23 protein-coding genes are annotated in these 21311 nt (G+C 36.9%); 8 read left to right on the plus strand and 15 right to left on the minus strand.

Annotation, left to right across the window (positions count from 1 at the left end):
* Positions 1-133: 133 nt before the first annotated feature.
* The 6 genes from HMPREF0631_RS01845 to HMPREF0631_RS01870 all read left to right on the plus strand — a co-directional run bounded on the left by HMPREF0631_RS01845 (position 134) and on the right by HMPREF0631_RS01870 (position 4466).
* Positions 134-592, plus strand: coding sequence for a Fur family transcriptional regulator (locus tag HMPREF0631_RS01845; protein WP_002843073.1), 459 nt, complete (start codon positions 134-136; stop codon positions 590-592).
* 95 nt (positions 593-687) lie between these two features.
* Positions 688-852, plus strand: a complete 165-nt coding sequence (gene rd, locus HMPREF0631_RS01850; RefSeq protein WP_002843076.1) for a rubredoxin — start codon at positions 688-690, stop codon at positions 850-852.
* A 259-nt stretch (positions 853-1111) separates the two neighbouring features.
* Entirely contained in the window at positions 1112-1912 is an 801-nt protein-coding gene (locus tag HMPREF0631_RS01855) for an MBL fold metallo-hydrolase (RefSeq protein ID WP_002842946.1), read from the plus strand.
* Positions 1912-2394, plus strand: coding sequence for a 23S rRNA (pseudouridine(1915)-N(3))-methyltransferase RlmH (rlmH, locus tag HMPREF0631_RS01860; protein ID WP_002843042.1), 483 nt, complete (start codon positions 1912-1914; stop codon positions 2392-2394). Before HMPREF0631_RS01855 ends, rlmH begins: the two co-directional genes overlap by 1 nt.
* 20 nt (positions 2395-2414) lie before the next feature.
* Entirely contained in the window at positions 2415-3467 is a 1053-nt protein-coding gene (locus tag HMPREF0631_RS01865) for a DnaD domain-containing protein (RefSeq protein WP_002843037.1), read from the plus strand.
* A gap of 12 nt (positions 3468-3479) precedes the next feature.
* Positions 3480-4466, plus strand: coding sequence for an ATP-binding protein (locus tag HMPREF0631_RS01870; RefSeq protein WP_002843005.1), 987 nt, complete (start codon positions 3480-3482; stop codon positions 4464-4466).
* Between the two features lie 299 nt (positions 4467-4765).
* Here HMPREF0631_RS01870 and dnaB read toward each other — a convergent pair whose 3' ends face one another.
* The 12 genes from dnaB to yedF all read right to left on the minus strand — a co-directional run bounded on the left by dnaB (position 4766) and on the right by yedF (position 14680).
* Positions 4766-6103 (minus strand): replicative DNA helicase, encoded by a 1338-nt coding sequence (dnaB, locus tag HMPREF0631_RS01875; RefSeq protein WP_002843093.1) that lies wholly within the window; start codon positions 6101-6103, stop codon positions 4766-4768.
* Between the two features lie 116 nt (positions 6104-6219).
* Complete coding sequence (gene rplI / locus HMPREF0631_RS01880; protein WP_002842980.1) at positions 6220-6666, minus strand: 50S ribosomal protein L9; 447 nt, start codon at positions 6664-6666, stop codon at positions 6220-6222.
* A 2-nt stretch (positions 6667-6668) separates the two neighbouring features.
* Positions 6669-8672: a DHH family phosphoesterase gene (locus HMPREF0631_RS01885; protein WP_002842867.1), complete on the minus strand. Its 2004-nt coding sequence runs from the start codon at positions 8670-8672 to the stop codon at positions 6669-6671.
* Positions 8662-9747 carry a DUF2232 domain-containing protein gene (locus tag HMPREF0631_RS01890; RefSeq protein WP_002842966.1) on the minus strand — a complete coding sequence of 362 codons (1086 nt, stop codon included), beginning with the start codon at positions 9745-9747 and terminating at the stop codon, positions 8662-8664. The genes HMPREF0631_RS01885 and HMPREF0631_RS01890 overlap by 11 nt, the downstream gene beginning before the upstream one ends.
* 175 nt (positions 9748-9922) lie before the next feature.
* On the minus strand, positions 9923-10150 hold the full coding sequence (gene rpsR, locus HMPREF0631_RS01895) for a 30S ribosomal protein S18 (RefSeq protein ID WP_002843026.1): 228 nt from the start codon (positions 10148-10150) through the stop codon (positions 9923-9925).
* 20 nt (positions 10151-10170) lie between these two features.
* On the minus strand, positions 10171-10620 hold the full coding sequence (locus HMPREF0631_RS01900; protein WP_002842990.1) for a single-stranded DNA-binding protein: 450 nt from the start codon (positions 10618-10620) through the stop codon (positions 10171-10173).
* A gap of 14 nt (positions 10621-10634) precedes the next feature.
* Positions 10635-10925 carry a 30S ribosomal protein S6 gene (gene rpsF / locus HMPREF0631_RS01905; RefSeq protein WP_002842919.1) on the minus strand — a complete coding sequence of 97 codons (291 nt, stop codon included), beginning with the start codon at positions 10923-10925 and terminating at the stop codon, positions 10635-10637.
* Between the two features lie 377 nt (positions 10926-11302).
* On the minus strand, positions 11303-12202 hold the full coding sequence (locus HMPREF0631_RS01910; RefSeq protein WP_002842988.1) for a radical SAM protein: 900 nt from the start codon (positions 12200-12202) through the stop codon (positions 11303-11305).
* A gap of 122 nt (positions 12203-12324) precedes the next feature.
* Positions 12325-13521 carry an aminotransferase-like domain-containing protein gene (locus HMPREF0631_RS01915; protein ID WP_002842975.1) on the minus strand — a complete coding sequence of 399 codons (1197 nt, stop codon included), beginning with the start codon at positions 13519-13521 and terminating at the stop codon, positions 12325-12327.
* Positions 13522-13601: 80 nt separating this feature from the next.
* Positions 13602-13781, minus strand: a complete 180-nt coding sequence (locus HMPREF0631_RS01920; RefSeq protein WP_002842904.1) for a DUF951 domain-containing protein — start codon at positions 13779-13781, stop codon at positions 13602-13604.
* A 12-nt stretch (positions 13782-13793) separates the two neighbouring features.
* Complete coding sequence (locus tag HMPREF0631_RS01925) at positions 13794-14060, minus strand: DUF3343 domain-containing protein (RefSeq protein WP_002842948.1); 267 nt, start codon at positions 14058-14060, stop codon at positions 13794-13796.
* A gap of 8 nt (positions 14061-14068) precedes the next feature.
* Entirely contained in the window at positions 14069-14680 is a 612-nt protein-coding gene (yedF, locus tag HMPREF0631_RS01930) for a sulfurtransferase-like selenium metabolism protein YedF (RefSeq protein WP_002842882.1), read from the minus strand.
* Positions 14681-14982: 302 nt separating this feature from the next.
* On the opposite strand from yedF, the gene HMPREF0631_RS01935 reads away from it, so the two are divergent.
* Together HMPREF0631_RS01935 and HMPREF0631_RS01940 are read left to right on the plus strand one after the other, a co-directional pair.
* Positions 14983-15627 carry a GerMN domain-containing protein gene (locus HMPREF0631_RS01935; RefSeq protein WP_002842972.1) on the plus strand — a complete coding sequence of 215 codons (645 nt, stop codon included), beginning with the start codon at positions 14983-14985 and terminating at the stop codon, positions 15625-15627.
* A gap of 53 nt (positions 15628-15680) precedes the next feature.
* The gene (locus HMPREF0631_RS01940; protein WP_002843080.1) at positions 15681-16826 is read left to right on the plus strand and encodes an aminotransferase class V-fold PLP-dependent enzyme; all 1146 of its coding nucleotides are present in this window, start codon (positions 15681-15683) and stop codon (positions 16824-16826) included.
* A 205-nt stretch (positions 16827-17031) separates the two neighbouring features.
* On the opposite strand, the gene rsmG is transcribed toward HMPREF0631_RS01940, so the two are convergent.
* The 3 genes from rsmG to mnmE are packed head-to-tail and all read right to left on the minus strand — an operon-like array spanning position 17032 to position 21062.
* Entirely contained in the window at positions 17032-17754 is a 723-nt protein-coding gene (gene rsmG, locus HMPREF0631_RS01945) for a 16S rRNA (guanine(527)-N(7))-methyltransferase RsmG (RefSeq protein WP_002842997.1), read from the minus strand.
* A 17-nt stretch (positions 17755-17771) separates the two neighbouring features.
* Positions 17772-19667, minus strand: a complete 1896-nt coding sequence (gene mnmG / locus HMPREF0631_RS01950) for a tRNA uridine-5-carboxymethylaminomethyl(34) synthesis enzyme MnmG (RefSeq protein ID WP_002843062.1) — start codon at positions 19665-19667, stop codon at positions 17772-17774.
* A gap of 15 nt (positions 19668-19682) precedes the next feature.
* Positions 19683-21062 carry a tRNA uridine-5-carboxymethylaminomethyl(34) synthesis GTPase MnmE gene (mnmE, locus tag HMPREF0631_RS01955; RefSeq protein WP_002843071.1) on the minus strand — a complete coding sequence of 460 codons (1380 nt, stop codon included), beginning with the start codon at positions 21060-21062 and terminating at the stop codon, positions 19683-19685.
* Positions 21063-21311 lie beyond the last annotated feature (249 nt).

The following is a 21311-nucleotide window of genomic DNA, read 5'->3' on the forward strand; positions in this document are numbered from 1 at the left end:
ATAATCTTATTAGTTTTCTTTGTCAATATTCTAGTATTTAATTTTATTTTTAATTCACCATTTTATTTTTAAAGTCACACTTTTAGTGGTATAATTTTATTTAGATACGTTTTTATCAAGAAGGAGAGGTAAAATGAATTCATGTAATTGTTCAAATGATAACCATAGAAAAGAAAACAATGAACTGCTTAAGTCTGCCAACCTAAAAACAACAAAAAAGAGGATGTCCCTAATAAATTGTCTAAGACATGCAGATAGGCCCCTAAGTGCAGAAGAAATATACTCTATAATTAAGGAAAATATCAATATAAATCTTTCTACTGTATACAGAACCCTGACTGCTCTTTGTGAGTCGGATATAGTTATCCGTCATGTCAATTCTGATGGTAGTGGTATATTTCAGCTAAACACAGGTTCCCACAAACACACTATAAGGTGTAAGGTATGCGGCAAGACTGAATACGTAGAAAAATGTCCCCTACCCGATATCCTTGATGAGGTAGAAAATGATACTGGCTACCAGGTAACATCACATCAATTGGAATTTATAGGTATTTGTCCTGAATGTTCAGAAAAAATTGAGAATAAATAAAAAAATATGTTAAACTAGTTTTTTTATGGGTATTAATTTGATATAATAAAATAGCAATAAAAACAAAAAATAAATTATATTTGGAGGTATTTGATATGAAGAAATATGTATGCGATGTATGTGGTTACGTTTATGATCCAGCTATAGGAGATCCAGATTCAGGGATTGAACCAGGAACAGCTTTCGAAGATATTCCAGAAGATTGGGAATGTCCAGATTGTGGAGTTACAAAGGAAGATTTCTCTGTATACGAAGACTAATCAGTAAACATTTAGCTAGGAGCTTTTGCTTCTAGCTTTTTTATTTTCTTTATATAAAGTAACTCTGACTAGCTGTGTTTCATATTATGCTGCCTTATTGCGGAGCATACGACTCCTTATACCCTACCTATATTTTTATTTTTGTCTTATATTTTTCTTACATTAGGACAATATCCACATATAAGCATAGTACAAAAAATTGATGAAATAAAACAAAATATGGCTTATAATATTTATATACAAATGAAAGGAAGTGCTTATGTTAAAATACTGCTCAATCGGTAGTGGTTCAAGCGGAAACTGTCACTATGTAGGCTCTAAGGATACAAATATCCTTGTAGATGCAGGACTTAGCGGCAAGAAAATCACAGGGTCTCTTGAGGAAATCGGAGTTGACCCAACAAAGCTAGATGGCATACTGGTTACCCATGAACATTCAGACCATATCAAGGGTATAGGTATCCTATCAAGACGCTACAAACTACCTATCTATATAAATTATAAAACCTGGCTTGCGACAAAATCAAAGATAGGCAAGGTTGACGAAAACCTTGTAAATATATTTGAAAACGACAAGGCCTACAATATAAAAGACCTTTTGGTAAAGCCATTTTCTATCAGCCACGATGCCAGTGACCCTGTAGGATTTAGATTTACAAACGAAAAAGACAACAAGATCTCAATAGCAACTGATATAGGCCATGTGTCAGAAAATATCAGAAAAAATATCCTAGGTTCTGACCTAGTAATTCTAGAGTCTAACTATGACAAGGAGATGTTGCTGATGGGTTCATATACCTACGCCCTAAAAAAGAGGGTAATGTCTGATATAGGCCACCTGTCAAATGAGGATGCTGCAAAGTTTGTGGTAGACCTTATAAACAATGGTACAGAACACATACTTCTGGCCCATCTCAGTAGGGAAAATAACTTCCCCCAACTGGCATACGAGACATCAAACCATATCCTAAAGGAAAACTCCATGATAATTGGCAAGGACGTAAACCTAGATATACTCCTTAGAGACTCCCTATCATCCCTACACGAGGTGAAAAAATAATGTTAAAGATAAGTATAATATCTGTCGGAAAGATAAAAGAAAAATATATTAAGCTGGGCATAGATGAATTTTCCAAGAGATTGTCTAGATATGCCAAGTTGGAAATAATAGAGCTAAATGATGAAAAAGCTCCAGAAAACCTGAGTCCAAGGGATATGGAAATAATAAAGAACACAGAAGGAGACGCAATTCTCTCAAAGATAAGGCCAAACTCATATACTATAGCCCTCGCTATAGACGGCAAAAACTTGTCCTCTGAGAGCCTTGCCAAAAAGATAAACGACCTGAGTGTCAGCGGCAATAGCCATATAAACTTTGTAATAGGCGGATCCTTGGGTCTATCTGATTCAGTACTAAAGGCCTCTGATTTCAAGCTTTCATTTTCGGCTATGACCTTTCCACACCAGTTGATGAGGCTCATACTACTAGAGCAAATCTACAGGTCATTTAGGATAAATAACTCAGAACCCTACCACAAGTAGGGCCAAAGAAAGGAGGACTAATGTTTTACAGAACAATAAAAAATGAACTTTATAGTGATGTCACTATACCAAGTCTTTTCTTGGATATGTACATACCAATAGCCTCTGGAGATCAATTAAAAGTCTTCCTTCTAGGATACAGGGAAGCTTATTTCTACAGGGGTAGAGCAAAAGAAGACCTAAACAATGAAACAATAGCAACAACCCTTAGCATATCTGAAGAAGAAGTAATGGATGCTTGGAGATTTTGGGAGGATATGGGTGTGGTTAAAATCCATACAGGCCCAAATGATACAATATCCATAGAGTTCTTGGATATCAAATACGACCATATCAAAAAGCACCTAGACCAACCCCTGGGTGAAGATCAGGAATACGATGTGGACAAGGCTTCTAGTAGTGACTATATAAGTATGTATGAAGATATAGAAGCAATAGCGGGTCGTCCACTGACTCCAAATGAAAAGCTAGAAATAATGGAAGCCATAGAATACTATCAGCTAAATACAGACCTAGCCATAACAGCCTTTGTAAGGGCGAGTGAAAACAAGGGTAGAATAAAGTCTATAAGCTATGTAAAAGGCATTATGAAGTCTTGGTTTGACAACAATATTTCCAGCCTCCATGACCTAGACCTGTACGAGGAAGAGTCTAGGACAAAAAATGAAATATACAGGGAAGTATTTAGGTCTCTAGGTATAAATAGAAAAAATCCAACTTCCTATGAAGAAGAAGTCATGGAGGATTGGATAGAAAAGTATCAAATGGACAAGGACATGATTCTTATGGCCTGCTCCAAGACCATAAATACTAGTACGCCTAGTATAAAGTATATAGATGGTATAATAAAGGCATGGCATAAGTCAGGAGTAAAGACCCTAGAAGATGTAGAGGCAGAGGATAAGAGATTCATCAAGGCCAAAGAGGATAAGAAAAAACACTCACAGGCTAAATCACCTAGACAGGCTGTCCCTGTCAAAAAAACTGCCTTTCACAACTATAAGCAGGGAGCTGCCTCCAAGTATTCACCAGAGGAACTAACCCAGCTAGTACGTAAGTTAAATAAAAAGTAAGGAGGTATAGATATGGATCCTAGCAAGGAAAGAGAAATCCTACTCGACTACCAGTACACAAGAGATAAAAACTTGGCTCTACAAGAAAATAGAATCAAAGAAATCAATGAAAAATATCCTGATATAGCCTCTCTTAGCAATGACATCAGGATGATGGGTCTTAATATAAGCAAGATGCTCTTTAATTCTTGTTCAGATGAAGATATAGAGACTATGAGGTATGAGCTTAACTCTATGATAAAGAAAAAGTCAGACCTCTTTGAATACTATGGGATACCTAGTGACTACCTAGACCTAAAGTACAGGTGTCCAATCTGTAAGGATACCGGATTTTTGGAGTCAGGCGACCAGTGTAAGTGCCTAAAGCAGAAAATCCTCCAAGACTCCTATAGGATGTCCAACCTAGACAAGATATTGGAAGATAGCAATTTTGACAAGTTTAATTTTTCTGTTTTCTCAGACCAAGAATTTGAAAACTACGAACTCAGCCCTCGTGAAAATATGAAAAACATAATGTCAGACATTGACGAATATCTCTATTATTTCAAGGAGAACAAGACCTGTGGCAAGGACAATCTACTCTTCACAGGAACTCCAGGCCTTGGTAAGACCTACCTTTGCAGCTGTATAGCAAGAGAGATCCTAAAAGAGGGCCACACTGTAATCTACCAGACAGCCTTTAACCTAATGGACATAATAGAAAAATACAGGTTTAAAAGAGCGGACTACTCTAGGTCAGACCAAGAAAACTACAATAACGTCTACGAAACAGACCTCTTGATTATAGATGACCTAGGAACAGAGATGGTCAACTCATTTACAATATCAGAACTATTTAACATCCTTAACTCTAGGATTAATTCTAAGAAAAAGACAATTATATCAACAAATCTAGATGTAGGTATGCTATACCAAGTATACACAGATAGGATCACATCTAGAATCGTCGGTAATTTTAAAATATTTGAATTCTATGGTCCCGACCTAAGGTTGACCTAAATCTTATCCATAGACTTAACCACAGACTTATACACAAAAATTGTGTATAAGTCTGTGGAGTAAGTGGATAATACAATCCCTAAATATCAAGTAATACACACAAAAAAATAGAGTTATCCACATTTTTCTGTTGAAAAGAACATATTTTCTGTGAATAACTCATAAATTTTTAGAATTTTGGTACCAATTTATTATACCGACCCATTAACTATATTCATTAGTAAATTCGTTATTTATATTGAACATATCATAACTTTAAATTTATCTTTTTTAAAATTAACAAAATCTATATATAGATTTTAGCTTCCTATTTCTTTTGCCTTGTCCTTGAATTTTTGTATTTCACTTATCCATACAAGCTCAATAGTTGACAATTCTCCATGCCTGTTTTTGGCTATCTTGATGTCGGCTATATTCTTTTTTTTAGTCTCAATCTCCTCATAATAATCTTCTCTATATATAAACATTACTATGTCTGCATCCTGCTCTATGGCCCCTGAATCCCTAAGGTCAGATAGCTTAGGTGTATGGTCCTTTGTACTTTCCGTATTTCTAGATAGCTGTGATAGGGCAAGCACTGGGCAATCCATCTCCTTTGCTAGGATCTTAAGACCTCTGGATATCTTTGAGACCTCCTGCTGTCTTGACTCAGCCTTTCCATCCCCCTCCATCAACTGAAGGTAGTCTATCATTATCATATCAAGTCCCTGGTCTATTTTGAGCTTTCTACACTTGGTCCTAATCTCAGACATCTTTATGCCCGGAGAGTCATCTATATATATATTGGCTACACCCAAGACCTTCATAGCGTCTATCAGGTCGGACCACTGATTGTCTGCTATTTTACCAGTAGTTATATTCTTTAGCTCTACATTTGACTGGGCTGATACAAGTCTTTGAACTAACTGCTCCTTTGACATTTCAAGGGAGAATACCGCCACCTTAGCCTTGGCTCTTAGGGCTGCATTGGCAACTAGGTTAAGGGCAAAGGCCGTCTTACCCATACCAGGTCTTGCAGCTATTAGGATCAGGTCGGACTTATGGAATCCACCTAGCTTGTCATTTAGGTCCTTAAAGCCTGTATCAAGTCCTGTCATTTCACTTCCGTTGTTGTAGTTGTCCTCTATATTTTTAAATACGTTTTTAAGGATTTCATTTATGGGGTTAAAGTCTACACCGGCATTGTCCTGAGATATATCGAATATCTTCTTTTCTGCTATATTTAGGATCTCCTCTATACTCTCACCTGGATTGTATGAAAGATTCATTATATCTCCTGAGGCCTCTATGAGCCTCCTTAATATAGATTTTTCTTTTACTATATCTGCATATGTTTTTACATTTGAGGTAGTAGGTATAATCCTTGTCGTACTAGTAAGGTAATTGACTCCACCTATCTGGTCTAGGAGCCCCTTATTTCTTATTCTCTCAGACAATGTTACGACATCTATTGGTATTCTCTCATTGTTGAGTTCGGCCATAGTGTCATATATGATCTTATGGGACCCTATATAGAAGTCATCCCCATTTAGGACTTCATCAACTATTAAAAATGTATCTGCATCCAAGAGAATAGACCCTATTACGCACTGTTCAGACTCCAGACTATAGGGAATATTTTTTTTGATATCCTCCACTATTTTCACTCCTTTATAAATTTTAAGCGAGGTAAAAACCTCGCTCTCTATTTTACTACTTATTTAAGATCAGATTTTTATATTTATCCAACCTAGACCTATCTAAGTCGCTCCTACTATATTTCCTTTACATCTACTCTTATTCTTGTTGTAACCTTCTGGTGTATCTTTATATCTACAAATCTTGATCCTAAAGACCTGATTGGCTCATCAAGACTTATCTTTCTCTTGTCTACATCTATGTTCTTCTGCTTCTTTAGCTGTTCTGCTATTTCCTTTGATGTTATTGAACCGAATAACCTTCCGCCCTCTCCAGCCTTGGCCTCTATAACTATATTGACCTCTTCCATCTGCTTGCCTAGTAGGACAGCTTCTTCATAGGCTATTAGCTCTTTTCTTTCCTTTGACTTGGCCTTTTCATCTAACTCCTTCATATTTGTTCCAGTAGCCTCTACTGCAGCGCCCTTCTTTAGTAGGAAGTTTCTTGCGTATCCGTCGCTTACTTCCTTTATTTCTCCCTTTTTACCTGTTCCCTTTACATCTTTTAATAAAATAACCTTCATAGTTATTCTTCCTCCTCTAAATAATCTGTAATAATTTCTTTGACCATATTATAGGCCTGAGATAGGCTGACATCCTTTAGCTGGGCTCCAGCTATATCAAGATGACCTCCTCCTCCAATCTTCTCCATCAATACGTGAACATTTATATCACCAATTGACCTTGCACTAACGAACACCACGTCTCCCTTCATCCCCAGTACAAAGGATGCCTCTATCTTTTTGATATTTAAGAGTTCGTCTGCTGCCTTGGCAATCACTATATTTATATTATCTATCTGTTCATTTGAATAGGATATACATATCTTGTTGTCTATTATCTCTGTTCTCTGTATTATCTCTGCCTTTACCAAGAAGTCCTCTGCATGAGAATTGAAGAATTTCTTGACTGCTAGGGTATCAGCCCCCATATTCCTAAGGAATGATGCAGCCTCAAATGTTCTAACACCTGTTTTAAACTCAAAATTCTTAGTGTCTAGGTATATACCACCAAGTAGCCCCTCTGCCGTAAGCTTATTTATATTTATATCGGCATCGATATACTGGATTAGCTCTGTAACCATCTCACAAGTAGATGATACATATATCTCATGGAATAATAGTACTGTGTCATTTATATACTCTACGCCCCTTCTGTGGTGGTCTATAAGCACTATCCTCTTAGATATATCAAGTAGCTTGCTGCACTCTGTATAGCTTGGCCTGTGTGTGTCTACAACTATCACTAGGGTGTTTTCATCACACATGTCTATAGCCTTGTCATGCGATATAAATATATCCTGGTAGTAATCATCCTCTTTGACCCTCTCGACAAATATTTCAACTGCTTCAGTAACATCGTTAAGGACTATATTTGCCTTTTTGCCAAAGGACTTACATATATCATATACTCCAACTGCAGCCCCCATAGCATCCATATCTGGATAGTGGTGACCCATTATAAGTATCTTGTTGGACTGGTTGATTATCTCTTTAAGAGCAAGACCTATCAGCCTTGATTTTACCTTGGTCTTTCTCTCATACCCCTTGGACTTACCTCCATAGAAGTTAAATCCTTCCTTGTCTCTTACAGCGACCTGGTCTCCTCCACGGCCAAGAGCCATATCCATAGCTCCTGATGCAAATTCCCCAGTCTTTTCTATGGTATCTCCTCCACGGCCAACACCTATTGACATAGTAACGGGTAGGGAGTTGCCATGCTCTATTTCCCTAGCCTTTTCCAAGACAGAGAACTTGCTCTTTTCAAGCTCATTTAGGGACTCTTCATTGGTAAATAGTAGGTACTTGTCATTTGTGACCTTGGTAAGCAGTCCCTTGGTCTCATCTTGAAGACTAGTAAGAAGCCTCTCAATATCCATTGCTATAATAGGTCTGTTTTCTTCTGGTGTAGACTTCATGACCTCCTCATAACCATCAACTTGTATATTTAGGACTACTTCCCTATTGTTTTCAAGCTCTTTATTTAGGTTCTTTAGGTCTGTAATATCAAACCAGTATATAACAGCCATATAGTCTACACTTCCGTCTTGTATGTCATTTTTCTTGTTGAAATAATATACTATCCTGTAGTCCCTATCATTGAAGCTGTACTCATCTTCTATAACCTTTGTTTCATCTAGTATCTTCCTAAGAGTGATATCGCCGACATAGTCTTCTAATTCCTTGTCGATTGGATATTTGTCTGACACCATCTCTTCAAACTTTTTATTAGCCCATATTATCCTTCCATTTAGCTCGATAAAGCATACTGGAACGGGTATATTGGCAATTGAAGTCCTAGTCATCTTATCACAAGTCATAGTCAAAGATTTTACATCTTCTCTCCAACTATCAGACTCCAACCTTTTATTTCTGCTCCATACGTATATGATTGCCACAGTGACTATTATAGCCGCCAGTCCGAGTAATATATTTTTAAGAAGGACATATAGGCATAGGGCCAACATCACTAAAAAACATATATACTCGAGGTAATCAGAAACATATTTTTTTCCCTTCTTATTTTTCATTATTCCCTCCTACTAAAGGCAACCATCTCTCTCTAAAATTCATCATATTGTCTAACATACCTATAACTGCTATTCCGGGCAATACACCCATAACAATTGTAAGTCCCAATATCAAGAACCAGTTAACCTTTTTCTTAATACTACCCCATTTTTTTATACTGAAGATAAAAAGTGAAATACCTTCCAAGAAAAATAGGATATTCATAACAATGATAAAGTTATTTATAACTATATCCATATTATATTCCTTATAAAACCAACCTATAGAAAATAGGATCAGTATACTTATAAACATAAATACAACAGGATTTCCAGGAAGTATAATCATACTTATAGGAAGGTTCAGTATCTTTTTCTCATATACTAAGTTGGCGATTAGGGGTGCTACATAATACGTCACAAGCGCTAGGATAACAGCCCTCAAGAAAACAAACACCGGAACCATACTGGCTATATTTTTCAATTGGTCAATAGCTCCGACCTTGTTTAACTTGTCTATTTCTTCCTGACCTATATTGGCTAGGTATAGTTTTAAAAACTTGTCAAAAAATACCTGCATCTCCTTTATAAGGTCAACTCCCTGAGTATATTTCATAAATAGGTAGTAAGTACTTATACCAACTACATACACTACTATGGATACAAAGAATAGCTTGAGATTTATAAATGTCATAACCTCTTTGCCCGTCTCCTTAGAGAAAATCCCCACATTAGAATAATTGGAAAACTTATACATAAAACTCTTAGAAAAGATAAGCCCGGATATAGTTGCCGGTAATAGATATACAAGTACTATAGCTCCAGCCTGTCCAGACCCGCCCAGTGAGTATGCAAGTGCACCCAAAATACCGACTGCTGATATAGAATATACCATATTAGCCCTCATAGCCAATATAGTCATTGGTATAAGTCCGATTATTGCAAATATATAGGTAGTCTTTACTGTTAAAGCCACCAATAAAGACAGCAATAAAACCAGTATAGCATTTACTATATTAGGATTGATATAATTTCTTTTAATTAATTCTTCTAGGTATTTTCTATTTTCTTCTTCTGTTTTTTTATCAAAGCTCAATTCACCACCTCCAATGGTAATTTAGGTATTAATACCCCATTATTAAGAGTGTATACCATACTTAATTATACCACCTTAGATGTATAATGTAAATCAATTGACCTTCTTAGACATTTTGTAGATATAAAAAAAGTCGCTGATTGTCAGCGACCTTTGTTATATTTACAATATAGATTTATTCAACTGTATATGGTAATAGAGCTATATTTCTTGCCATCTTGATAGCCTTTGTAAGCTCTCTCTGGTGCTTAGCACAAGTACCAGTTATTCTTCTAGGAAGTATTTTGCCTCTTTCAGTGACAAACTTCTCTAGCTTCTGATAGTTCTTGTAATCTATTTTAGTGTTCTTGTCAGCACAGAACTGACAAACTCTTTTCTTCTTACGTCTTTTCTTGTTTATCATGACTAAATCTCTCCTCTCCATTAAAATGGCACATCGTCATCGTCAACAGCTGAAAATTCAGAAGGACTAACTACGTCACTTGGCTCAAACTTAGGAGCACTAAATCCACCATCAGATGGACCTGGCATTACGCTACCTGAAGCCTGGCTATTCTTACTTTCCAAAGCTTGTATGTTACGACCTGCGACCTTTGTGAAGCTTCTCTTTTCTCCATTAGCAGCATCATATCTATCAACTCTGATAGAACCCTGAACTCCTACTAATCTTCCTTTTGTAATATAATTGGCACAAAATTCGGCTGGCTTTCCCATTATCTCTACAGGAATAAAGTCGGTAGTTGTAGAACCATCCCTATTCTTGTAATCTCTATCAATAGCTAATGTGAATGTAGCCACTGGTGTTCCAGAACCTGGTATATACCTCAATTCTGGGTTTTTAGTTAATCTTCCGACTAGTACAACATTGTTCATATTAACACCACCTATTATTTTTCATCCTGCGCAACTATGATATGTCTTATTACGTCTTCACTTATCTTTAATCTTCTGTCTAATTCCTTTGGAAAATCAACAGTTGCCTTAAAGTTCACTAATGTGTAAACACCATCTCTGAACTTCTGGATTGGATAAGCTAACTTTCTACTTCCCCAAACATCAACTTCACCAACTTCACCGTTAGCTTCTGTTATTATGTTCTTAATTGATTCTAGTACAGCTTCTCTAGCTTCATCATCTAGAGTTGGCTTTACTATGTAAAGTAATTCATAAGCTTTCATTATTTTTCACCTCCCTTTGGACTATACGGCTCCGATCCTACTCGGAGCAGAGACGAGAATCTTTTATTCTCATACCCATATATTTTATCCTATTAGAAGCGATCCGTCAAGATAAATATAAGAATTTGACATATAATATTTGCAATTTAATTTTTATCTACTAGTTTGATCTTGTATTTACAACTTTACTTGTTGCTGATAGATTGCTGACTGACTAATTATCTAGTCTGTTTTTTTAAATAACAAATAGTGAGGAGAGATTTGTCACTCAATAACTTATGTTCAATTTTTGATTTTTTTAAACCCCTTTTAAGCTCTTTTAAGATTTTTAATCTATCTTCAAAAACATTCTTATCTTATAAATATTTTACTAATGCCTACAATCTAATTCGTCCCCTATCTATCCAATCCTGCATTTCTTCAGGAGATGCTTCAGATAGAATATCGTCTATCTCTTTTATCATCTTGTCATTGTCTCTTGGAGCTATTCCCTTTATATACATAGTGTTTGAGTTGTGGGCAGATGATAATAGGGATGTCTTTTGTGGGTGGAGATTTTCTAGGATAGACCTTAACTCTATCAACCTGTCGTACTCCGTAGCTTCTTCATACTCACCCCTCCTATTCAAGTCCCATAGCTCCGTACCTGGTACGAGGGTCACTGACATAGGAAATATACCCCTAGTATTGACCTGGGATAGCATAAGGCCAGTCAACCTTCCATTTTCTATAGCCTTGTCTACTCCACGTCCCATAAGACCTGTAAGTATCATAGCATAGTAATTGTAGTCAAACTTGTCTAGCCTCTTCATTTGAGTAATAGCCTCTTCAACTGTGTTTCCCTTATTGATAAATTCAAGGGCTTCTTGGTTGCCTGATTCTATACCAAGATAAAGGTCATTTATACCTGCATCTTTAAGCATCTTTAGCTCTTGGTCAGACTTGTTTTCTATATCTTTGATAGATGAATACATACATATGACCTCTACCTGTGGCAGGTGCTTGTGTATTATATCTGCTATTTTTAGGAGTCTTTCAGTTTTTAATACAAATGGATTACCATTTAATAGGAATACTCTCTTGACCCCCCTATAGTATGGGTGCTGGCTGGCCTCTATTACATCCTCTTCTATCTGGTCTAGAGACTCCATCTTGAAGTTGGTATACCTGTACATACCACAAAACTTACACTTATTGTGGGTACATCCACTGGTTACCTGAAGAAGTATAGACTTATATTCCTTGGGTGGTCTGTATATCTGTTCATCGTACTTCATAAACATCCTCCTAATTTTAATTATTCTTATAATAATTATACCATAAAAAACGGTCCCCGTAGAGGAGACCGTTTCCAATAATATTATATATATTATACTAAATTTATTTTGTAAAGTCTTTCTTATAAAGCCGCTATTGCTTCGTAAAGAGCCTTACCTAGTCTCTTACAGCCTTCAACTATTCTTTCATCAGGCATACAAGAATAGTTCATTCTAAAGTGGTTAGCATTTCCACCGTTTGGATAGAATGGTTCACCTGGTACATAAGCAACGTTGTTTGGAAGAACAACATCCCTCATTAACTTAGCTGCATCTATGCCTTCTGGAAGAGTTACCCAAGTAAACAGACCACCATCTGTTCTAGTGAAAGTAACTTCCTTAGGGAAATATTCATCCATAGCATCCATCATAACTGTTCTTCTGTGTCCGTATACTTCCTTGATCTTTTCAACGTGAGCATCAAGGTCATACATTTCTATAAACTTAGCTATTTCCATCTGAGATACTGTAGAAGCCTGAAGGTCAGCTGCCTGCTTAGATATATTGAATTTTTCAATAATTTCTGGTGCTGCTGCAACCCAACCAAGTCTGTATCCTGGACAAAGTATCTTAGAGAATGTACCGAAGAATAGTACTAGACCCTTTTCATCAAATGACTTAAGAGATGGGAATATTTCACCTTCGAATCTTAATTCACCGTATGGGTTATCTTCTGCAACAGGTATTTCATACTTGTTGATGATTTTCATGAATTCTTTTCTTCTTTCTACTGGCCAAGTTCTTCCTGATGGATTCTGGAAGTCTGGTATAACATAGATGAACTTAACATCTGGATTTTCTTCTAATGCCTTTTCTAGTTCAGACATTATCATACCGTCTCCGTCTGTTGGTATTTCTATAAACTGAGGACCATATGCCTTAAATGCATTAAGGGCTCCTAGATAAGATGGACTTTCTACTATTATCTTATCTCCTTCATCAAGGAATACTCTACCCATGAAATCTAGACACTGCTGAGAACCGTTAGTAACTAATATATCTTTAGCTTCAACATTAGTGTATAACTTTCTGTTCATTCTTTCAGCTATAGCTTCTCTTAGTGGTAGGTAACCATCTGTTGCAGAGTACTGCATTGCTGCCTGTCCCTGTTCTTCAAGAACTACTTCAGCAACCTTCTTCATTTCTTCAACTGGGAATAGTTCTGGAGCTGGTAATCCTCCTGCAAATGAGATAACCTCTGGATTAGAAGCTAACTTAAGGATTTCACGAATTGCTGAACCTTCCGCATTTTCAAGTCTTTTTGCAAATTTTACTGCCATTTTAAAAGCACCTCCATTAATTAAAAACAAAATAATATATCAATTTACTAGCCCTGCATAAGGCAGGGCCTTAAAATTAATTACAAAAACTTTTTAATTCTTTTTTCTGCAGTCTCCCTATCAAGCATGATAACTCTACCGCAATTGTTGCACTTAAATTTTACATCGGCGCCCGTCCTAGTAATAGTAAACTCCTTACTGCCACAAGGATGTTGCTTTTTTAATTCAACAAGAGATCCCACCTTTAAATCCAAGGCCATAAAATCCCTCCTTTAATCCTCTATCTTTATTGCCTCTCTACTCCCATCTTCATTTTTGACTATATGGAAGATACCTCTTCTTTCAAGAGAGTTGTCTGTCATAATGACATTGATTCTATCAAAGTCATCATAATCAAATTTAATAGATAGACCACAGCTAGCTGCAATCTCTCTAGGTGTTGGAAGAGTCATTATCTTAAGTCCCTCAGACTCAAGTAACTTCTCAGTCCTTATTGCATGATGTGTCGAGTTAAATGACACTACATAAAAATCGTTCATATATTCCCCTATCCTATTGTTACTACCTTTGATGCTGATTTCATATTCTCAACTATTGTGTACATATTAGTTATAGAACCAACCTTCAACTCATCCTTAAGACCATAGTAGTCAAGACAAGTACCACAAGAAAGTATCTCAACTCCCTTTGATTCAAGAGTTTTTATATGCTCAACTGTGGCTTCGTTGATAGTAGTAAGTTCTACGCCACCATTTAAGAATAATATAGATTTTGGTAAAGGAGATGCTTCAGTCTGCGCAAATAAAAATCCCTTTATAAGAACAGCACCTAATTCATCATTTCCACTACCTATTTTATTGCTCATAATGGCTATAACTTCTCCTCTACCACTTGGTAGGTCACAAGTTATATCTTCATCATTGATGTCTATATTTACATTCTCACCCTTTTTAATCCTAATAACTGTAACTGGTCCATCCTCGCTTACTACTTCAGCTTCACAGTTCAAAGATTTAGCGAATTTGATAACATTTTCCCTAGGAGCTACATCATCTACTGTAACCTCAACTACTCCAGATTCTATTTCTTCTAGAGCCTTCTTTGTTTTTATAACTGGCATTGGGCAAGCTAGACCCTTTGCGTCTACTTTAATATCCATTAAAGCTCCTCCTCTCAAAAGTTTGATTGCACTTCTACATACATCATAACACAATATTCAGATTATTTACATATGATTAATAAAAATTTTTGTTTAAATAAGCATTTTTTTTTATAGATAGTTGAAAAAATATTACTATTAAATATATGGTTTTCTATACTATACATCCTAATATTGTCCCCAACAAGTACAAAAAATATAGCAATTGTGGTATAGTTATCCTTAAGGTTGGTATATTATTATTAAGATAGTATACTTATTTATGTATTGTGTTTATTAGTTAAAAATACAAGGAGGTAATTGTGAAAATAAAAAATACGATTAAATATCTAGTACTGGTTGCTACACTTACAATAACTGCTGGTTTTGCAGTAGGATGTCAGTCACAAAAAGGTCAGGCGAGCTCCCAGAACAAGCAGGAACAAGACAAGGAAGAAAACAAGGATGTTCAAAAGGACAACATTGAAACTAACGATAGAGAAACATCATCAACAAAGGATGAAGACGGGAAAAAATCAACTAAAAAGAAATCTGATAAGTCAAAAGGGGAAGATAAGGCTATAACAGCAGACCTAAAAGAAATAACTTATTACACTTATGATATCAATACAGAAAAACTTACACCACATACAAAGTTGGTAAACGAAATAAGCGTTGGAAATATAATGAAGGAACTATCAGCAAATGGTGTAATACCAAAAAATGCCCAGGTAAATACTGCCAAGGTAGTAACAGTTGATGGAATCAGGACCCTAAATGTTGACGTAAATGATGCATTTGTAAACTTCGACCAGGGATCAAGTGCTGAGAGCCTTTCACTACAGGCCTTCACAAACAGTATGGTAAAGACATTCAAGGTAAAGCAGGTCAAGCTAACAGTTGAAGGAAAGAATTATTCAGGCGGTCATATAGCCCTAAAAGACAATGAATATTTAAAGTTTAAATAGACTATAGTTTTCATTAAACTTACATACAATAAATTTAATAAGGGGGTAAATAAATGATTTATTTAGACAATGCTGCCACAACATACCCAAAGCCAGAAAAAGTCTACGAAACAATAGACGACTGCATGAGAAATTACTGTGCAAATCCTGGTAGGTCTGGTCATAAGATGGCCTATAAGTCAGCCATGGTAGTTGAGGAGACTAGGGACAAGCTAGCTAAACTATTCAATATCAAAAACCCAATGGACGTAGTATATACTTTCAATGCTACAGACTCATTAAACCTAGCAATTAAGGGTCTACTAAAAACTGGTGACCATGTAGTAACAACCACTATGGAGCATAACTCAGTCCTAAGACCTATTATGCAGCTGGAAAATATAGGTGTCAGTCATACATTTGTAAAGGCAGATTCTGAGGGTAGGGTAAATCCCGTAGACATAGAAGAAGCAATTAACGAAAATACAAAGCTTATAGTCACTACCCATGCTTCAAATGTTGTAGGAACCCTTGTAGATATCAAGACTATCGGTCAAATATCTAAAAAGCATGACATAGTATACTTGGTAGATGCTTCTCAGTCTGCTGGTGTATATGATATAAATATAGGTGAAATGAATATAGATATGTTGGCAATGCCTGGACACAAGTGTCTACTTGGACCTCAGGGAACAGGAGTCTTATATGTCAACAACAAGATAAGACTAGAAAGCCAAAGGGAGGGTGGAACAGGTTCTCATTCAGAGGAGATAGTCCAGCCAAACCTATACCCTGACAAGTATGAGTCAGGTACCCACAATACACCTGGTATAGCAGGTCTTGGAGCTGGGGTAGACTTTATCCTAGAGACTGGCATAAACAATATACGTAGACATGAAGAAGAGCTTACACAGTACTTTATAGACAATATATCAAACATAGAAAATGTAATCTTATACGGTCCAAAATCCGCCAAAGAAAGGGCAGCAGTTGTTGCCATCAATATAGGGGATATGGACTCAGGAGAAGTCACATTTAGGCTAAATTCTGAGTTTGATATAGCTACAAGATCAGGAATCCACTGTGCTCCACTTGCCCATCAGACAATAGGGACAATAAGGCAGGGAGCTGTGAGATTTAGCTTTGGCTACTTTAATACTAAGTCTGATGTAGATAAGGCTATTGAGGCTTTAAAAATTATAGCTAAAGATTATAAATAATTATAGGGAATATTTTAAAGGAAGTATTACTTGTGCTTGTTTGTAACCTGTCGATTAAATAAATTATTTAACGCCAATGGTTATTTCACAAGCACAGTTTATACTTCCTTTTTATAAACCTTTTTTAGTTTTTGAAATCTTTGCTATAAATATTTAAAGTCAATTACTAAGTGATATAAGAGATCACTAATCCGCTTATTATCTATTAAAGTGGATTTTTTGATGGTTTTCCAGCCTTACGTGGGTATTTTATCGGTGTATTTTTTTCTTTCTTAAATATCAAGACTGTATGTTTTAGTTCTTCATCTGGTAGGTCAACCTCTATAAGCTCTACTAGTTTGACTCCCAATATTTTGATGGCATTTTGTGCCTCTTCCAGTTCCTTGACTGCATTTGGTCCCTTTAGGCAGATAAAGAAGCCTCCTATTTTTACAAATGGTACGCATAGCTCAAGTAACACTGGCAGATTGGCTACAGCCCTTGCAGTCGCTATATCAAACTTTTGGCGGTAGTCCTTGTTCTGACCTATCTCCTCTGCCCTACCGTGGACATAGTCTATATCATCAAATCCAATTCCCCTTCCTACCTCTTTTAAAAAGTTTATCCTCTTGTTTAAGGAATCAAGTAGGGTAAGTTCAATATCTGGATTGGCGATCTTAAATGGTAGTCCTGGAAATCCAGCTCCTGTACCAACGTCTATTACCGACAAGTCTCCAGTCAGGTAGCCATGCTTAAATATGGCAACTGAATCTAGGAAGTGCTTGATATATACCTCTCTTTGGTCTGTGATACCGGTAAGATTCATATGCTGGTTAAAATCAACTAGGATCTCCCTGTAGGTTTCAAACCTATCAAGCATGATATCATCACAATCTATCTTGTAGTTTTTAAGTCCGTCTCTTAGCAGTTTAATATTCTCTTCTGACATTGATTCCTCCTATTTTATTACTTTTCAGACCTATTAGCCCTTCTCTTCTGTTCTAGGTATATCAGTAAGACTGATATGTCTGCTGGTGATACTCCTGATATTCTAGATGCCTGACCTATTGACGATGGCTTGATATCATTTAACTTCTGTCTTGCCTCAAGTCTTAATCCCTCAATCTCATCATAGTTCATGTCTTCTCTAAGTTTCTTGTTTTCAAGCTTTCTGAACTGGTCTATCTGCTTCATCTGCTTGTCTATATAGCCCTCATACTTGATGACTATAACAGCCTGGTCTTTGACTTCATCTGATAGATCAAGGTCACTTGCCTTTCCTAGGTCTTCTAGGACTGAATAGTCTATCTCTGGTCTTTTTAGGAATTCATAAAGTGATATACCATTGTTCAGTAGAGCATACCCTCTTTCTTCTAGGTAGGCATTGGCTTCATTTGGAGTGACTCTGTCCCTTCTAAGCCTGTCTATTTCAGCCTCTATCTTGGCCTTTTTAGCCTGGTACCTGTCATATCTTTCCTGAGTGACTAGTCCAATATCATAGCCCTTTTGAGTAAGTCTTGCATCTGCATTGTCCTGTCTTAGGTAGAGCCTATATTCTGCCCTTGAAGTCATCATCCTATAAGGTTCATTAGTACCCTTGGTTACAAGGTCATCTATAAGCACACCTATATAGGCTTCTGACCTATCCAATATAAATGGTTCTTCTCCTCTGATCTTAAGTACTGCATTGATACCCGCTATTATCCCCTGGGCTGCAGCCTCTTCGTAGCCTGACGTACCATTGAATTGGCCAGCTGAAAACAGGTTCTCTACTCCCTTTATTTCAAGGTTTTGCTTTAGCTTGGTAGGGTCTATACAGTCGTATTCTATGGCATAGGCAGGTCTCATAATCCTTGCATTCTCAAGGCCCTTGATAGTCCTATACATCTTGGTCTGTATCTCCATAGGGAATGATGTAGACACTCCCTGTATATACATCTCCTTGGTATCTAGACCCTCTGGCTCAATAAACAACTGGTGGGTCTGCTTGTCTGAGAACTTTACTATCTTATCCTCTATAGATGGGCAGTACCTAGGTCCTGTTCCCTCTATATTACCTGAATACATGGCTGACCTATGTATATTTTCCTGGATCAATTGCTTTGTCTCAGGAGTGGTCCTAGTAAGGTAGCAGGTAATCTGGTCTTTTTCTATATCTTCATTCATAAATGAGAAAGGAGTTACTTTTTCATCTCCAAGCTGTGGCTCCATAACAGAAAAATCTATAGAATCCCTATGTACCCTAGCTGGAGTACCGGTCTTAAACCTCCTCATATCAAGTCCTAGTTCCACTAGAGAATCTGTTAGCTTCTTGGCATAGTTAAGCCCATTTGGTCCCTCATCAAAAGTATCGTGGCCTACAAATATCTTAGACTTTAAGTATACTCCTGTGCACAGGATAGTCATCTTAGACCTGTATATATTTCCCAGTCTTGTAACAACACCTAGGACCTTCTTTTCCTCATGTAAAATTTCTTCTACCTCATCCATTACTAGGTCTAGGTTATCCTGATTTTCTATCGTTTCCTTCATAACCCTATGGTATAAGTTCTTGTCAGTCTGGGCCCTTAGTGAGTGGACTGCCGGTCCCTTGGCTGTATTTAACATCCTTGACTGGATATATGTTTCATCTATGTTTAGGCCCATCTGCCCACCTAGGGCATCTAATTCCTTTACAAGCTGTCCCTTACCTGTTCCACCGATTGATGGGTTGCATGGTAGGGCTGCTATTGAGTCTAGTGACATAGTAATCATCAGGGTCTTCATACCCATTCTTGCAGATGCAAGGGCTGCCTCACAACCAGCATGACCTGCACCGACTACAACTATGTCATAATTTCCTGATTCGTATCTTTCCTTCATATATTTTCCTCTCTATTACTTACCTATACAGAAGTTCTTGAATATAGTATCAAGTAGGTCTTCTGTAACTGTATCTCCATTTATAAATCCTAGGCTGTCCCAGGCATCCTTTAAATCTACCCCTATAAAGTCATATGACATATGGTCTTCTAGCCCCTTTATAGCGTCATTTATCGAATTCATGGCCTTGTAGATGGCATCCTTATGCCTTGTGTTGGTGATCATTACATCACCCTTATTTGAGACCCTACCCTCGTATACCATGGTTTCTATCTTGTCGTGGATACTTTCAAGTCCCTTGTTTTCCATAGCAGATATATGTATTATATTTTCCTCTGCTATATATTCTTTGACCTTATCCATATCAAGTCTAGACTCTAGGTCTATCTTGTTGATAAGAACTAGGGTCTTTTTAGGGTTGATGGCATCCAAAATCTCTAGGTCATCTTCTTCTAATTCTCTTGAAGAGTCAAGCACCACCAATACTAGGTCTGATGACTTCATATGGTCTCTGGACTTTTCTACACCTATTTTTTCAACTATATCGTCTGTCTCCCTGATACCTGCAGTATCGACTATTTTTAGGGGTATACCTTTGATATTTACAAATTCCTCTATTACGTCTCTTGTAGTACCAGCTATCTCCGTTACTATGGCCCTATTTTCTCCAAGTATCCAGTTCATTAGGGATGATTTTCCTACATTCGGCTTACCAAGGATGGCTGTCTTTAGGCCCTCTCTAAGGATTTTACCCGTATCAGAGGTCTCATACATCTTTACTACCTCTTTTTGTATCTGACTAGTCTTGTCTGTTAGTTCCTTGTAGGTAATAAACTCTATATCCTCTTCTGGATAGTCTATAGAAACCTCAACCTGGGCTAGGACCTCAGTTATCATATTTCTAAGGCTCCTTACCTTTTGGGACAAGGCCCCCTCTAGTTGGGTCTGGGCTATATCATGGGACTGGTCAGTCTTGGCGTTTATAATATCTATTACAGCCTCTGCCTGAGAAAGGTCTATCCTGCCATTCAAAAATGCCCTTTTGGTAAACTCACCTGGGTCAGCCAGTCTAGCCCCCTTTTTTAGCACTAGTTCCAATATCTTCTTTACAGATATGAAACCACCATGGCAGTTGATCTCGACTACATCCTCTGCAGTATATGAATTGGGTCCCTCCATGCGGGCTATCAATACTTCATCTATGACCCTATCAGAGTCGACTATATTACCGTAAACTAGACTCCTGTTTGGATAGTCTAGCAGATTTTCCTTGTAAAATGGCTTAAATATACTACTCGCTATAGCTATAGAATCAGCACCACTGATCCTTATAATACCTATACCACCCTCACCAGGGGCTGTTGCTATTGCGGCAATTGTATCGTCGATAAACATCTAATCCTCCTTATCTTTTCATAATTTATATATTATCTAAGTCCTGATATTCAAAATTACTTAACCTTTTGATTATACCATATATACCACAAAAATATCAGTATGATGCCATATAATTCAATACTTTAGGTCTAAAATAACAATTTTATAGCTACTTGATATGATTTGATTTAAATATTAGCTCAGACTTAAGATGTAAATATTAGATTAGACTTAAAAAGTATAAGGATAAAATATAGGGATAAGGAC

The sequence above is a fragment of the Peptostreptococcus anaerobius 653-L genome, assembly GCF_000178095.1.
Classification (GTDB): Bacteria; Bacillota; Clostridia; order Peptostreptococcales; family Peptostreptococcaceae; genus Peptostreptococcus; species Peptostreptococcus anaerobius.